This window comes from Acidovorax sp., from assembly GCF_021287135.1.
In the GTDB taxonomy this organism is placed as follows: Bacteria; Pseudomonadota; Gammaproteobacteria; order Burkholderiales; family Burkholderiaceae_C; genus Acidovorax.
Genome location: NZ_JAJTBB010000085.1, coordinates 182,690 through 197,140, shown reverse-complemented (window position 1 = coordinate 197,140; position 14,451 = coordinate 182,690). Strand labels below are relative to the sequence as shown.

The 14,451-nt window shown below is 59.8% G+C and carries 13 protein-coding genes and 1 pseudogene; 5 read left to right on the top strand and 9 right to left on the bottom strand.

Annotated features, from left to right (window positions below):
- Positions 1-303 precede the first annotated feature (303 nt).
- Positions 304-483, bottom strand: coding sequence for a hypothetical protein (locus LWW96_RS20545; protein ID WP_291489720.1), 180 nt, complete (start codon positions 481-483; stop codon positions 304-306).
- 19 nt (positions 484-502) lie between these two features.
- Positions 503-1,246, bottom strand: a complete 744-nt coding sequence (locus tag LWW96_RS20540; RefSeq protein WP_291489719.1) for a sulfite exporter TauE/SafE family protein — start codon at positions 1,244-1,246, stop codon at positions 503-505.
- Positions 1,247-1,329: 83 nt separating this feature from the next.
- Here LWW96_RS20540 and LWW96_RS20535 point away from each other — a divergent pair, with 83 nt between their 5' ends.
- Both LWW96_RS20535 and LWW96_RS20530 read left to right on the top strand, forming a co-directional pair.
- Positions 1,330-2,262, top strand: a complete 933-nt coding sequence (locus LWW96_RS20535) for a LysR family transcriptional regulator (protein ID WP_291489718.1) — start codon at positions 1,330-1,332, stop codon at positions 2,260-2,262.
- A 154-nt stretch (positions 2,263-2,416) separates the two neighbouring features.
- Positions 2,417-2,580, top strand: a pseudogene (locus LWW96_RS20530) (IS3 family transposase); the annotation flags it as partial.
- Positions 2,581-2,732: 152 nt separating this feature from the next.
- Here the strand turns inward: LWW96_RS20530 and LWW96_RS20525 are convergent.
- The 4 genes from LWW96_RS20525 to LWW96_RS20510 form a co-directional block, all read right to left on the bottom strand.
- On the bottom strand, positions 2,733-6,989 hold the full coding sequence (locus LWW96_RS20525; RefSeq protein WP_291489717.1) for a hypothetical protein: 4,257 nt from the start codon (positions 6,987-6,989) through the stop codon (positions 2,733-2,735).
- 778 nt (positions 6,990-7,767) lie between these two features.
- Entirely contained in the window at positions 7,768-8,139 is a 372-nt protein-coding gene (locus LWW96_RS20520; RefSeq protein WP_291489716.1) for a hypothetical protein, read from the bottom strand.
- Positions 8,140-8,202: 63 nt separating this feature from the next.
- Positions 8,203-8,424, bottom strand: a complete 222-nt coding sequence (locus LWW96_RS20515) for a hypothetical protein (protein ID WP_291489715.1) — start codon at positions 8,422-8,424, stop codon at positions 8,203-8,205.
- A 9-nt stretch (positions 8,425-8,433) separates the two neighbouring features.
- The gene (locus LWW96_RS20510; RefSeq protein ID WP_291489714.1) at positions 8,434-8,757 is read right to left on the bottom strand and encodes a hypothetical protein; all 324 of its coding nucleotides are present in this window, start codon (positions 8,755-8,757) and stop codon (positions 8,434-8,436) included.
- 89 nt (positions 8,758-8,846) lie between these two features.
- Between LWW96_RS20510 and LWW96_RS20505 the strand changes: the two genes are divergently transcribed.
- The 3 genes from LWW96_RS20505 (at position 8,847) to LWW96_RS20495 (ending at position 11,356) form a co-directional block, all read left to right on the top strand.
- Positions 8,847-9,770, top strand: a complete 924-nt coding sequence (locus LWW96_RS20505) for a DUF72 domain-containing protein (RefSeq protein WP_291489713.1) — start codon at positions 8,847-8,849, stop codon at positions 9,768-9,770.
- A 211-nt stretch (positions 9,771-9,981) separates the two neighbouring features.
- Entirely contained in the window at positions 9,982-10,275 is a 294-nt protein-coding gene (locus LWW96_RS20500) for a DUF4148 domain-containing protein (RefSeq protein WP_291489712.1), read from the top strand.
- Between the two features lie 400 nt (positions 10,276-10,675).
- Positions 10,676-11,356 (top strand): DNA/RNA non-specific endonuclease, encoded by a 681-nt coding sequence (locus tag LWW96_RS20495; protein ID WP_291489874.1) that lies wholly within the window; start codon positions 10,676-10,678, stop codon positions 11,354-11,356.
- Positions 11,357-11,568: 212 nt separating this feature from the next.
- Here the strand turns inward: LWW96_RS20495 and LWW96_RS20490 are convergent, their stop codons facing one another.
- The 3 genes from LWW96_RS20490 to LWW96_RS20480 are packed head-to-tail and all read right to left on the bottom strand — an operon-like array spanning position 11,569 to position 14,327.
- Positions 11,569-12,417 (bottom strand): TniQ family protein, encoded by an 849-nt coding sequence (locus LWW96_RS20490; RefSeq protein ID WP_291489711.1) that lies wholly within the window; start codon positions 12,415-12,417, stop codon positions 11,569-11,571.
- 7 nt (positions 12,418-12,424) lie between these two features.
- Complete coding sequence (locus LWW96_RS20485; RefSeq protein ID WP_291489873.1) at positions 12,425-13,369, bottom strand: TniQ family protein; 945 nt, start codon at positions 13,367-13,369, stop codon at positions 12,425-12,427.
- Positions 13,362-14,327: a TniB family NTP-binding protein gene (locus LWW96_RS20480; RefSeq protein WP_291489710.1), complete on the bottom strand. Its 966-nt coding sequence runs from the start codon at positions 14,325-14,327 to the stop codon at positions 13,362-13,364. The genes LWW96_RS20485 and LWW96_RS20480 overlap by 8 nt, the downstream gene beginning before the upstream one ends.
- Between the last annotated feature and the right edge of the window lie 124 nt (positions 14,328-14,451).

The following is a 14,451-nucleotide window of genomic DNA, read 5'->3' as shown; positions in this document are numbered from 1 at the left end:
GGACGGTGGCGCGCTAATTCTGATGCCCCGGGCGAACAGGTTGAGAGCTACGAAGCACTTTTGCGCATGATGCTGATTTTTTATACAGTATTGCAAAAACCGACACCGAGAAGGCCATGCGCAAACCAACCCGTTATGTATTCCGTCCTGCCCGGCCAGCACCCGCCTTACTGCGGCGCATCTGGGCGTGGCTCTGAGACAAGTACTTCAGCGCTACTTGGGTTTGGGGCCAGGAGCAGTCGCCCGGTTTCGTCGCTCGAATGTTAGCTGGGGCGTAAATGGCGCATTCCAGTGCATAGCAAATCAGATCGACTTGGGCAATTCACAGGCCGCAAAAAGAGCAACACGGGCCTCGTCAAGCACCGCGACAAGCTCGTCTGAAACAAACTGACTGCTCTCGGCCTCAAGCAAACCTTCGCCTTGCAGCAGGTGTGCCAGCCGGTAAGCCCTTTCCAACAAGGCCGCGGCTTTAAGCAAGTCCACGTATCCACTCATGTTGCTGTCAGTGCGCCTGGATCAGATTGGCGGTGCCTAATCCGATGAACACCGTAAAAAGCACTTTCTGAAAGGCTGGGCCGACAAGGCGGCTGCGTAGCCGCTCACCAAGCTTGAGTCCGCCAAATGCGCCCATCAATGCGCCACCGACTGCCACGGCAACAGACGAGGAGAGCGAATCGAACGGGACGGACATCTGCACTCTCACCGCGAGCGACAGAGTGGCAACGGTGAATGAAAGGCCCAGCGCTTGCACCATCTCGTCTTTGCCCAGCCGCAGCGTCTGCAAGTAAGGCACCCAGGGCAATACGAAGACAGCCGTGAGTGCCGTCACGAGCCCAGTGGCCGCGCCTGTCGGCAGGCTGAGCCATTTGCTGGTGAGTGAAAGATCGGGCAGATGAGGTCGCCACAAGCCCCAAACACCGTACGCCATGAGAATCCCGCCCAGCCAGCCCTTGGTCGTTTGTTCGGAAACGGCGCCCCCCAGGCCTGGTGCGCTGACAGTCACGATCGCGATTGCGAGCCAACCGGGCCACAACCGGGATACCAGAGAGCGCAGGTGAGGGCCCCGGCATTGCGCGATGTTGGTTGCCAGCGAGGGTACGACCAACAGCGCGGCCGCTTGCACCGGGGGCATCCATAGTCCGAGCAGGCTCACGGCCACTGTAGGTAATCCCATGCCGCTTATGCCCTTCACACAGCCGGCCAGAACGAAGACAACGACCACCATCATGAGCTGCAATATGTCCATGCCCTATGGTGTCCGCATGGGTCACGTGCTGTCCATCGGATAGCGGTGAACAGATCCTTCGTGTATTCCGTAGGATGGCGGTCATGAGTACCCTTAAGCGCCGCACCACGGATTACCGCATTGACCCGTTTGACCTACACCTCTTTGCGGCGGTGATGGAGCATGGAACCATCACTGCCGCTGCTTCGTCCGTGAACCTGTCGTTGGCTGCGGCTAGTGCTCGCCTCAAGGGTCTTGAAGAAGCGACCGGTTCACGGTTGTTGGAGCGGTCCAAGTCGGGCGCAATACCCACCGATGCGGGACGCGCCCTGCTGCGCCACGCCCACCGCGTGTTGGCTGAGCTCGAATCGCTGCATGTAGAGATGGCGAGCTTTGGTCATGGGTTGCGCGGGACCGTTCGGCTGCTGTGCAACACAGCAGCCATGTCCGAGAGCCTTCCGCGCGTGATCGGCCAATTCTTGGTGAAGACCCCTGATCTTGATGTGGACGTGAAAGAGCTTTCGAGCGAGGCGATTGTTGAGGCATTGCGCCGTGGCACCGCCGACCTGGGCGTCGTCGCTGATTACGTCGATACCTCTGGGCTGCTTGTGCAGCCATGGGTCGATGACCGTCTGGTGGCACTGTTGCCAAAGCGTTGGTCTTTGGGCCGCCGTCGTTCCGTGGCGTATGGCGAATTGCTAGGGCATCCCTTTGTGGGGCTAGCTCGGGAGAGCGGACTAAGCCGCTTTCTGGCAGCCCAGGCCAGTCGCAGTGGCCGTGTCCCGCGCCATCGGGTGCGTCTGGGTGGATTTGACGCTGTCGCGGAACTGGTAGCTGAAGGCGTCGGAGTGGCGGTCATGTCCGAGAGCGCCGCTGTGCGCTTTGCCAAGTCAGGTACCCAGGTCGTAGGACTCTCAGATGCTTGGTCTCGGAGAAAGCTGCTCGTTTGCATGACCCCGGCAGGCAGCGAACTGCCCAGTGTTGGCGCGCTGGCCGATGCGCTGCTAAGGGTGAGATCGCAGGTTAGGAGCCGGTGAGCAGAGCATTGCTTTTGCCTTGGACCGGTCTACCCGCCTCCGCAAACTGACCGGCAGCAACCGCCGCAGAACAGATCTCCGGCGTGACGGCTACAGGCTGATCTGAGCCATCCGTGGAAGACCGCCTGAGTGTCCGCTGCATTCGCTACGCGACATTGACTCGGCTAGCCCCAAAATTGATTGCGTGACACAAACGCTGCTAGAGTGGGTCAAGCGTGAAGGGGTCGATGTCGGTTAGCGTAGTGGCCAGGAGTGGACGTGAACGCCTCAAACAATTGAAGCGTAAGAAACAAAGAGCTACGCCAAGCCAATGAAGTCCAAGCCCAGCGCGTTCTTCGACCATATCCCCGGAGCCTTCGAGGCCCGGCGGAACCAGATGAAATGATATTCCTGGAGTCGCTGGCCCCTCGGCCCAAGGCGTTCAGTGGAGCGATAAGATGCCGCGCTTCAAGCCCCGGGACTATCGGGTGTTAGCACTCTGTGGGTGGTACTAATACGGTCTTGCCTGCCCGCTTGGTCAGATCAATACCGATGACCTGAATTTCTTCGACGCCGGAGTGATGGGTGGCCACACATGTCCAATGCGACTGCAAGGCAGCGACCAGCGTCACGAAATCGACCGAGCGGCCATCAGGCAGCTTCCAGCGCTGCTTCTTGGCGCCCCGCCACACCAGTAGGTAGATGCCGCAGTTTGAGGCGCTGTCTCGCAAATAGTCGCCCGCGAGCTGCCGTTCAAGCCGCTCGAATAGCTTCGGTCCAGTCCAGTTATCGGCGATCTTTAACTCGGTCGGAACGGCACCAGGGAAAGTCGAGCAAGTCCATCGCAGATCGGGACGTTTCGCGTCTGGGAGTTCGTCCTCTTGAGGAATCACGAATCGGCCGTGGGCATGGCGGTGACACCATGCGGCGATCCAGTTGCGTAGTTCGGTTTCGAACTCCGTGCGGATGACCACTGACGCGGTGCTGAGATCGCTGTCCTCCATCTCATGCTTTAGGTCGAGCAAGCGCATGACCGCTAGGTCGAACAACTCGCGGTGGTTAGCTGGCGAGCGCTCGTAGGTTTCGGCGAATTCGCTCACCTGCTTTTCGCTCCACGCAGGCCGCTCGCTGTCGGCCTGGGCCCTTGCCAGGGTCTGCCGCGCCAGCCAAGGCCGATAGTCAGCGTGGGGATGGTACAGCGACAGGCTCTGCAGCACCAGAAAGGCCTCGCGTCCTGGAATGTCGTGCAGCATCTGCACTAGGCTCTCGCGCGCGTCCTGGGCGTCGTCCCGCAGGCCGGGCGAAAACACGCCCTTGCCGGAGCGGTCGATGTCCTCATCGGCCCGCACATGCTGATGCGCCAGAAGATAGAGGCGCTTTAGCACCGTTGGCGTCCGGTACGCGCCGCGCATGCAGGACATTGTCCGCCGGTTGCCCAGCAGATGCACGATAAACTCCATGGTAAATTTAGTGCGCTGAGCGACGTCACCCAATGCGTTCAGGTGATGCTCTACGGTTCCGAGGGCGGGGTCGGGATCGACGCTAATCCACGTAGCGGCCCACAGCGCACGGTGCATTGAATCTCCCGTCACCATTTGTTCACGCGCCAAGGCGGCAATGAGCCCATCGGACAACTCTGACACTTGGAGGATGTCCACAAGGTGTTCCAGCACCCGGGGACTCTGCGGCGAGTGGATGGTCAGCAACGAGAGGATGCCCTGCGCCAGAGCGTTGGCGAGCCATGCCCTCGCGCGATGGATGCGAGCGACCACGTACTGAGTGGTCGGGTTCGAGTCGCTCATCTGCAGTTCGAAAGCGATCTCGGCCAGCAGCATCTCTACGACGACCTGCGGGTGGGCTGCGAACAAGGCAGGAAACCAGTCCGGAAATCCGTTTATCTCCACCATCGCGTAGCGGAACGCCACACGGGCCTCCGCAGGCGAGAGCGACTCCATCAACCCGGGAGTCTCCGCGGCGTCGACGGTGAGGCCGGCCAGGCCAAACAGGTTGGCACACGGCCCGCCGTTGATTTGCGCGCCTTCGGAGAGCAGCTTCGGCAGATGCCGGCGCCAGAACGCCACCATGCCGTCCCGGAACGCGTGCGCCGTTGGCGCGCCGAACTCCGCTTCGAGGCCACGCCAGTCGCCGCGGATCCGTCGTGAGTGGTTGCCCTGCTCAAGCTTTAGCATGGCGTCGAGCAGGTAACTCTGCTCTTTGCACATACTGGAAGGATCATCGAAGCCCGGGTCACGCAGGATGTCAAGCCCGCCGGCGAGCCACACTGCAACCTTCCGGCGTTGCTCACTGGCTCGTTCCGCAGTTTCCCTGCTGCGCTGCGGGCGTTCGGCACCCTCACATTCCAGCTTCTGGAGCGCAACGTCCTTCTCGGGCGGCACCTCAAGCTGCTGCAACCTTAGTACCAGCGCCTCGTTGCCGACCACCGCGCTCGCTAACTGATCGTGCAGACCCTGCGGTCGCTCGGCCCGCACATACAGCCGGAACGCAATCTCCAGCGCCACCCGTTTGTCTTCTGGCAGTTCCCGCTCGGTAGTGGCGGTAATGGCGGCAGCGAAGTCGTTCTCGTCCCAGTCCACGGGATGCATGGAGGCCTGAGCCATCCTGTGGTCGACGACGCGCTGCTCCGAGCGCTGTCGATCAACGAGGTACCAAAGCCAGGCCCATTTGAGGGCAGACCAAGCCTGCACCTGATCAGGCAAGCCTGTTTCTTTCACGCCATGGAAGTCCTCGTCGTAGGGACTGTCTCGCATCAAGAGATGCAGTGTTGCCACCGCGCAGGGCTGCAGCGCAAACTCATGTCGTGCGGTGATGAGGCGGCTCAGCACTGCACCTATGGGTCGGCGCAGCCATTTGTTTCGCACTGACAGACAATGGTCGTGACGCTCCATGACCGGAGGTTTGATCAACAGCGCATACACCCGCTCGATGACGTTCGGAATCAGAGAAAAGTCAGCCTTTTCCAGGAACCGTACCGTCGCCGTAGTCAGGCCCGTGATGTCGTACTCGTTGAACTCTTCCAGCCGGGGAATGCAGTCCATCAGCCACTGCAGCGTCGCGGCGTCGGGTTGATCGATCAGGCTCAACAGCTCAGCCATGCACCGCCGGTCCAGGCTGTCGCCCTCCGAGGCGAACTGGCTGCGAACGACTGCCATGTCCGATGGGGTTCCCACAGCATCCATGGCATGGAATGCTGCCAGGCGCCCCTCGGAAGGCGTTGTGGCGGAGAGGGCGATCTGCAGGGCTTCCGGACGGGCGTCCGCGATGCGCCCGTGGCACACCATCCACATGAGAAAGCCGGTGACGGTTTCCTCGTCCTTGTACTCCTGGACCAGCCGGCGCACGGTCTCGGACACATCCGGCGCCGCGAAGCGCTGGATGGCGCTGTACTGGGCCGGGGTGCGATCCGACGTGCCGGCCGCCAGTTGCTTGCAGACATTCGTCAGGATGGCACTGCGCACGTGTGAAGGAAGCAGCAGTGGATCCCCACCTTCGAACACGATCTCCGGCGCCACTTGCTGCACTCGCGCGAGAATGCGCGTGTCGGTCATGACCAGCCAGGGCAACAAGCTCCGCAGCGAGGGCGTAACCACCTGGAGCCCGTACTGCTCGCGAATGAACAGGGCTTCTACCCGCCGACGCGATACCTCTTGCTTGAGCAGCCTGAGAAACCACTGAGCGGCAAGATATTCCAGCACTGATCGGTGATGGAACCGGACGCTACCGTAGATGTCCGGATCGAACAGCGATCGCTGCAGCAGCGCGGCGATCTCTGCATCGTCCCAACCCAGCACGTCGCGTGGCCGCAGGCCCGGACCGGCTTGCGGCCCATCGGGCACCTGGATGTTTTGCATGCGCGTGAGTACCAGGGCGGCCGCAAGCTTTTCCACCCCCTCTCGCGCACGTGCGGGAGTCATGGGATACGCATGTGCGCGATCCTGGTTGTCCTGTAAGCGGCGCTGCACGCTGGCGGTCATCAGTTCCCCCCGTGAGCCGATCAGCCCGCGCTCGCTCCAAAACCCCACGAGCTCGTCCAGGTCCTGAGGGCGCTGAGTAAAAGACCCGGCATCGGCCCGTTCGATGGCTTCCATGAAAGGTCTGACGGCCCCGATGCCCCTGGCGGCGGCAAATACCTCGACCTGCGACGACGAAAGTGGCTCCAGCCGCACCACTTGGAAGACCGGTCCCGCATCGTGCCCCTGGCAGGACCGTTTCACCTCCTCCTCGGGCAGCGGGAACAGTCGACCACACAGGTCCAGGTCCGTCCGAGGCCGCCACGCCGACGGCCGACCGGTCATCAGGATATGCGTCCGTTTCGTTGCCGTAGACAGCTTCACAGCGACCCTGCGCACCGCTCGCTCGAAATCCAGCGATGAACGCAGCCGCGACTCATCGATGGAGTCGAGTAGCACCCAGCCGGGCTCCTGCGAGGCCAGCCATGCCTCGAAGTCTTCGCTACTGCCGATGTCAAACGCCCCATCGAAATCTTGGGCTACATGCTCCAGACGAAGAAAGAAGGCCGCCTTGCCCTCCCGCCGCAAGCGGCGAGTCGCTTCCTGCAGCAACCATGTCTTGCCGGATCCACCTTCTGCCAACATAACAACCCTGGGCTGCTCCAGCAGCGCATACAAAAATACCGTCTCTTGCCCCTGACCGGGCTCCAGCGCCGCGTCATCGCCTCGACGCCCTGGTGGAAGCAGTTCTTGGAAGATGCGGTGCAGTTCGATATACATGGGCTGAAAGGATAACCAACACCCTGTCGGATACCTGCGCGAATGTGTGCAATGACTGCTCACTGGCCAATACCGGGTGTTCGGATCGAACATACCGCCGGCAGCAACCGCTGCAAACCAGACAGCTCCGCGCCCTTTACCGGAAGCGGTTCTGGCGGCGAATGAATGACAAGGAAGTCAGAAATCCTCTTACTACCTCGGGCTCAACAGGCCGGAGGTCCAACCACACGTTCCTGAATCGGCAAGCGCTCGTGCAACGCCATGAAGTCGGCCGAGGTCTTTACCCCTGAAGCAAAGAAGCCAGACCAATCGGTCGGAAGCGGGGTCAACACCAGCCTCTCGCCATTGCGGCGGATGAATACCTCACGGACGGAATCGGGAAACCTGAATCCGGGCGGTAGCACTACCGTCTGGGAGCCATTGCTCCGGTCGATGCGGGCAGACAATAAAAGTGTAGGCGAGTGTCTTTTCACCATCTCATCCTCAAGGGAAAAGACAAATCCTGTGCAGAACAGCCCCCTTCGGCAGATCCTCATCGGCGGCAGCCCGAAGGGCCGCGATCTGTGCGGGAGAGAGAGGCCCATCGTCGGGTTCGTAGGCCTTTTGAGCGGCGGCATCTAACCGGCCTCGCAGATCTTGCAGCAAAGCAGGCTCAGGAGCATTGGTACGGCTATCGGAGGATGGATTTGTCATAACGATCCAATCAGTAAAGGGAGCTGACGCAGTAGCTGGTGTGATCTCCCTCACGTGCCATGGGACCTGGCTACAGCATTGGGCACTAGATTGCCAAAGTGCCATCACCCACAGCCCACTGCAGCTCATCCACCACCCTGCGCATGATCCACACGCACTGCTCATCGGTGCACCACCGCTTGGCCAGCAGGCCCTTCAACGCAGCTTTCACTGTCGCCTCCTGGTTGCCTTCGTAGGTGGCGAGTTTTCTCTGGCAGTACGGCACCATCTGCGAAACCAGATCGTCACACATCTGGAAAGCCGCCATGACCTCGCCTGGCGAGGTGCCCGGGGCATAGAACTTCCCACCTTCCTCAACCAAGTTCATCTTCGGCTGGGCACCCGCAACCGCAGACGGTACGGCAGTCACCGGAAAGTCTTCCGGAATCCCCGGATAGTTGGCACGGTCCATCGACATATCAACTCCTTGCTTGCTGATGCACCATACGACCGCAAGCCGGTGCGGTGCAATCAAATCGCTTCAAAACGGCGCAGGTGACTCCACCAGCACCTCGGGCCCCGGCCCGGAATACAGCACTTCACCCGAGTGCTGCACCGTCACCCCCCAGACATCACACTCGCGGGTGATCGCATACGCTTCAGCCTCCAGCGGCAGCACGGTCTCAGCCGGGAACACACTACCGGCTCTGCCCTGTGGTGTGCACGTCAAGGCAGGGTAGGACCAGCGCGCGTTGATCGGCATGGCGTGTTCTCAGTAGACCCCCCCCTCACACCAGCTGCACTTCAAAATACGCCCCATCGCCTTCCCAAGGTCCCGGAACCCCGCCTGCTTGGCCGCCGCACTGGCCTTGCCCCAGGCTTTGAGCAAGGTGAGATCGCCAGGCGAAACCACCTCGGGTGGCGACTCTTCCAGGCTGTGCATGGTGTCCAGGGCGGCGGCGACCTGTTCAGCGCCACCGAGCTGCTTTTCCAGAGCTTGGGCATACCGGGTTTCTGCAGCAATCCGCTCCTTGGCGGGGATCTCTTCGGGGTAGTCGCGCAGGGTGACAACATAGGTGGATTGGATGACTTGCAAGGCGCTGCTTCTCCTGTGGCTGAATACTGTATAAATATACAGCTTTTACTGCAATTGCGCATGTAGGATGAACCCAAGGAGGCCTCCCCATGGAGCAGTCTTTCGCCACCTCCAGTCATGGCTTCAATCCCTTGGTCGGGACCGCCTCCTGGTCGGACAAGACATTGCTCGACTGCGGCAAGTTCTATCCACCCACCGCCAAGACACCCGAAGCGCGGCTGCGCTTTTATGCCTCGCAGTTCAATCTGGTGGAGGTGGATACCAGCTACTACGCCATCCCAGCGGTCACCACCGCCCAGCACTGGGCAGAACGTACACCGCCTGGGTTTGTGTTCAACGTGAAGGCCTTCAGTCTGTTCACCGGGCAGTGGACCAGCACGGATGTCTTACCCAAGGACGTCAAGGAGGCATTGGGACCTGGTCGGCGCCTGGTCTACAAGGACATGGGAGTGGAGTTTCGGGAGGAACTGTGGAAGCGCTTTGCGGCCTGCCTGGTGCCCTTGCGAGTCAACGGCAAGCTGGGCCTGGTGCACTTCCAGTTCTCGCCGAAGGTGGTGCGCCACCCAGCCGCCGTGGCCCACATCGAGCACTGTGTGGAGCATCTGCCGGGGCACACCTTGAGCATCGAGTTCCGGCATCCGAGTTGGTGGGAAAACGATGCGATGACAGCAGACACCCTGGCCATGCTTAGGAGCCTGGGCTTGGTCCACACCATCGTGGACGGGCCGCAAGGCTCAGCACACAGTGTTCCAGCCATCTGGGAGACCACCCACCCCGACCATGCATTGCTCAGGCTGCATGGGCGCAATGAGGTGGCGTATGGGATGCCTGCCAAGTCGGCGGCAGAGCGGTTTGACTATGCGTACACCTCCGCCGAACTGCAGAGTCTCGCCCATCGGTACAGCCCGATTGCAAGGTCGGTGCGGTACCCGCATGCTGTGTTCAACAACTGCATGGAGAACAAGAGCCAGCTCAATGCGCGGGAGTTTTTGGAAGCCCTGAGGGCAGCTTGAAGGGTTGCGGCGAAGCGAAGGAAGGAACAGAACCATTGTTCGCAATACTGGAACAGTTAGTTTGCGACTGGACGGTTTTTCTCTGAATGATGGGCGCGTACAGTTCAACCCATCGATGAGCCGAACCCGCAAGGCGACTTACCGAACCCGGTTCAGGAATGGTTTTTGACCCGGCTTTTTTGAGACGCTTATTTGCTTTTAGGGATTCATCATGAACAAGACCGCACGTTTCCTCTCCGTCGCCACTGTTGCCGCTTTCGCCGCATTTGGTGCCCAAGCCGATGAGGCCGATGCTTCGCAATTCGCTACGCAGACCCAGACCAGCCGCACCCGCGCTGAAGTGGCTGCTGAAGCCGCTACCGTGGCTCAGACGCGCAGCATCGAACCCGCAGGCTCGCGTGTGGTGACCTACAAGTCCACGGCTGATCGCGCTGCCGTGCGTGCCCAAGCTGCTGAAGCTGTGCGCGCCGGCCAGATCCCTTCGGGTGAATTCAGCGCCATGTAATTTGGCAGACCAACTGCTGAGATTGGTTTGAAGCCGTTGCGGGACTTCCCATGGTGGCGGCACTTTGCATTTGCGGGTGCTGCGGCCATGGGGAGTGTTAACTGAACCGCAGGGGCGGGCAGGCAGAATGGGCTCCTTCGGGGAGCCTTTTCTGTTGGTGAACCCCATCTCTGCAAGCAGCTGTAAAACCCTGCGGGTTCCAAGCATTCAGGTCCAAAGTGAGAGTTGAACGGTGCTCCAATCGGGCTCCGTTTTGTTCGACCCGAATGCCTCTTCTGTGAATCGTTTGTTCTCTTGGCCAGGCGGCGTGCGCCTGGCAGTTGCGCTGGCACTGTGTCTTGCGGGCGTTGCTCTCCCGAATCTTTCCTGGGCGCGGTTTCCGCAGTTCGACAGTGCAGCCCTGCTCACGCCCGAGCCCACCTCCTTTGCGCAGTGCCCGCAGTTCTTTGCGAATGGCACTCCTCCGGCCATCACGCCCCGGCCGCAGCTGCGCGAGCTTTGCTATGAAGCGTTTGCGGTACTGCACTCCGGTACCACCAAGACGCCGGTGTTCGTGGCACAACGGCTGAATCGGCAGATGCTGGATGGGGCCAATGAGAAAAGGGCCAAACGGTTCTTCGCGGACGCGCGACTCCCAAGTGGTGAGCGGGCTGAACTGGAGGACTACAAGAACTCAGGTTACTCCCGAGGCCACATGGCGCCTGCGGGAGATATGGCCACACCCACTTCCATGGCCCAGAGCTTCAGTTTGGCGAACATGGTTCCCCAAAACGCCCAGCACAACGGGGGCGCCTGGAACAAGATCGAGCAGGACACCCGGCACTATGTGAAGCGGGCCAAGGGAGATGTGTTTGTGATCACCGGACCGGTGTTCACGGATGCGGGGCCACGCATTGGGGCCAATGGGGTGAAAGTGCCGACCTATCTGTACAAGCTGGTGTACGACGCCACTACCCAGAGAACTTGGGTGCATTGGCAGGAGAACCGGGAGGGCGAGACGGTGGGGCGGCCGATCAGCTATCAGGAGCTGGTCAAACGCACGGGGGTGGAGTTTTTGCCAGGAAATTCACAGCGACACTGATCCGGAGCAGGTGTCGGCGCGAGCATACCCGCAGACCTTAGGCCATAGGGCCGACGCAGATCTGATTGATCCGTTCCTCAACAACGCTGGCTTGCCTCACGTTCTGAGCACCGTCAATTTCCATATTCTAAGTGCGGCAGTCCGTGCATTGATCTGTCGTCAACATATACGGTCCTGACCGGCCGGCGACGCATGCCATTTTGCGTGGTGGATCAATGATGCCGTTGATCTTGACCATGGCTGGCGATGTTACTAAATGGGCCTCCGCAGGACGGTTCGCCATTGCTCTTGCGAAGATGCGATTCACCGTTTTGACGACGAACCAGTTCCTCGTGGGTAAGCCGAAAATTGACATGTGGCAAGTACCCAAGCCGCTCAATCTTCTTGAGTTGAGACAAGCCATGTGCTTTCTGCTCCCCCTCAATACACAGGCGACCGGTCGCCAGCGCCGCAAGGGCAGAACGCCCATTTCTGATCAGTACCTGCTCCCACGGCGTTGTAACGTCGTCAGCCAGGCTGTCCACGAACTCCATCCAGCCAGTTGTGAGGAGTTCCGTGCAATGCAAACACCGGTCCAACGTCGCGATACCTAGCCCATCGGGTCCTGCTGAATACATATCGCCCGGCAGCGTCACCACTTTGTTGCAGTGCGGGCAGCGCTCTCGAAGCAAGCATGAATGGATCGGGCAGCAGCGCCAACATTTGAATCTCCATTCGAGACGAAAGTACTTGGTCTTGTCTGTCGCCAGGCACGCGGCACAAAACCTGTGATACGCGATAGACCGATGCCTCAGCAAGTACCGTTCCCCGGTCGGATCGATCTTTCGCAATCGATCCATCACCGAATCCACCATCTTTGATGAGCCGGCATTCTTCGCAACTCTGGTCGCGAGGTCTTCAAAGGAAGCTCTCGCAAGCGTCATTTCACAATCGACCCGGATATTCAAATCCAGGTAGCGAGCGAGTTCCCGGGGCGATACTACTTGCCGGAAGGCTACGCGCGTAAGCCAAGAGGACGGGCTTTCCATGAACTCATGGTGTGGTACTTCAACGAGCTTCATGCGGCCCTCAGAAGAGACTCATCTGGGACAGCACACGGTGTCGGCGCACAAGTGCCGCCGCTTGGCGTTCGCCAAAAAATGAACCGTACCAGTCCAAGAAAACTGCGCGATCAGCCTCATCGGCAGGATCAAGAATTGTCCCTACCAGCGGAGCTTCTGCCACCTCGGGTGCAAGTTCAGAGAAAGCCCGCCCGTTCTCAATACACGAACGAAGACGATTGATGGCCCGCAGAACGATAGTGCGCGCCTCCAACGAGGATGGCGCTTTTGAGGCCACTGTCCTTCGAGGTACGGAATGGGGCGTTTCTATCAATCCGAGCGCCCACAGAAAACTGACCCAGGCATCTAGCGAGAGCGAAGCGCAAGAAAGACCCAATGCCGCGAAATCTGCTGACTGGCTCTTTAGCAGGTCTTCCGTGACTTTTTGGGCAGAGAAGACCGCTTCCGGAATGTCGTCTTGACGAGCAGCGCCCGCCAAAAGATGCTTGCAATGGCCCCATTCGACCGACTGTCGATTCCAGCGAATCTGAGCATGGCATGTAGAGCAGAAATCCTGGAGAAAGCAGCGATGCTTTAAGCAGACTACCGAAGCTGACAGGTCCCAGTGCGCCGCGCAGAGCCGTGTTTCCCGAATGCAAGCTGGACATAACTGCGGTCGACGAAATCGCAGCATCGTTCGCACCCTGAAACGGTGTCCGTAGCACGTGACACCTCCGCCCCGTATCTCCTGCGGCAGCAGTACGGACTGATCTGCCCCCGCCAACCCGACAAGCGCAAACAAGCCGTCCGCGTACTTGGCGGTGAACGTCTCCGTTTCCGTCATCCCAACTAGTTGGCGAAGCTTGTGCATATTGATTCCGTTGATTGCAGCGAGCCGCAGCAGAAATCCAACGCCCGACTCTCCAGTAGCGGGCGTTTGGACGATGGGTAGGGGGGTGCTGTGCCTACGCAAAAGAGTTGCTCCGCGTGCACGCTTGCCCAAAGACCAGATCGAAGGCTTTACGCAGATGATCCTGCGTGAGGTGCAATGCGTTCGTATCGTGAGCAAGAAGCACGGCCTCCACCATCAACTGCTTGAACGCGCGCAGATTCCCCTCTGTTGCCAAATGCATGAGTTTCGCCAACGAACGATCTTCGATGACGCTGATGTCAAAGGCCGCAGACTGCGCCGAGAAAGCTTTGAGAAAGCCCAGCCAGTTGGCATCCAATGCAAAGACGCTCAAAGCCGCCCGTCCAGCCACGCGTGTCGCGAAGTGAGGGGCGATGGTCTTTAGGTTGTCCAGCTCATCCGACCCCGCGAGGACCAGGCTCACCTTGCACTCGTCCATGAGTTCGCGAAGCAACTCTATCGCCTCAGTTTCGTCATGTTCGAGCTGCCTTGAGGTGTGCTTGGGCAACAGGTGGTGTGCTTCATCCAGCCATACAAGCCGAGTGCCGTTCGACCGCAGGGCTTCAAAGACGAGTTGCCTGCGCTCGTATAGCTGCTTGTATGAACCGCCTGCAAAGGGGTACTTCAGTATCCGCAGGAATTCACGAATCAAAAGGCCTGGAAGGGGCCTCTTGGGCACACGCAAGCCTATCGCCCCCGCGCTGTCTGAAAACAGCGACGACGATGGCAGGGAGTCTCGGAAATACCTGAACAACGCGGTTTTTCCGCTACCGGATGGGCCGATAAGCATGTAACCCTGAGGCGTTTCCAACTCGTTCCCCAACTGGAACAGGCGATCCAGCGTATTCAAGCCATACGCAAACCCTGTGTGGTTAACGTACACGCGTTCGATTTGTGCCGCGACGCGAAGCGCGGCAACAGAGTAAGTCTGCAGGCGGCGAGCGTTGATCTCCGCTCCATACAGGTCGGGTCCATCGAGGGCAAGAGATTCGGAAAAGGTCGAGGATGTCGGTTTCTTCATGACAAAAAAATTGAAGTAATGATGGTCGCGATGCTCCAATCGGGAGGGCAGATCACATGTCCACCCGATCGGGGCAAAGGCTGAGGAGGTGAGCCCCTGCAGCCTTTGGTGCGGTTCTGAAAGT

Excerpts from the sequence above, each read along its gene's own strand:
- LWW96_RS20520 (WP_291489716.1), bottom strand. The coding sequence starts at position 8,139 with ATGTCGATGGACCGTGCCAACTATCCGGGGATTCCGGAAGACTTTCCG.
- LWW96_RS20480 (WP_291489710.1), bottom strand. The coding sequence starts at position 14,327 with ATGAAGAAACCGACATCCTCGACCTTTTCCGAATCTCTTGCCCTCGAT.
- LWW96_RS20490 (WP_291489711.1), bottom strand. The coding sequence starts at position 12,417 with ATGAAGCTCGTTGAAGTACCACACCATGAGTTCATGGAAAGCCCGTCC.
- LWW96_RS20540 (WP_291489719.1), bottom strand. The coding sequence starts at position 1,246 with ATGGACATATTGCAGCTCATGATGGTGGTCGTTGTCTTCGTTCTGGCC.
- LWW96_RS20500 (WP_291489712.1), top strand. The coding sequence starts at position 9,982 with ATGAACAAGACCGCACGTTTCCTCTCCGTCGCCACTGTTGCCGCTTTC.
- LWW96_RS20525 (WP_291489717.1), bottom strand. The coding sequence starts at position 6,989 with ATGTATATCGAACTGCACCGCATCTTCCAAGAACTGCTTCCACCAGGG.
- LWW96_RS20535 (WP_291489718.1), top strand. The coding sequence starts at position 1,330 with ATGAGTACCCTTAAGCGCCGCACCACGGATTACCGCATTGACCCGTTT.
- LWW96_RS20515 (WP_291489715.1), bottom strand. The coding sequence starts at position 8,424 with ATGCCGATCAACGCGCGCTGGTCCTACCCTGCCTTGACGTGCACACCA.
- LWW96_RS20505 (WP_291489713.1), top strand. The coding sequence starts at position 8,847 with ATGGAGCAGTCTTTCGCCACCTCCAGTCATGGCTTCAATCCCTTGGTC.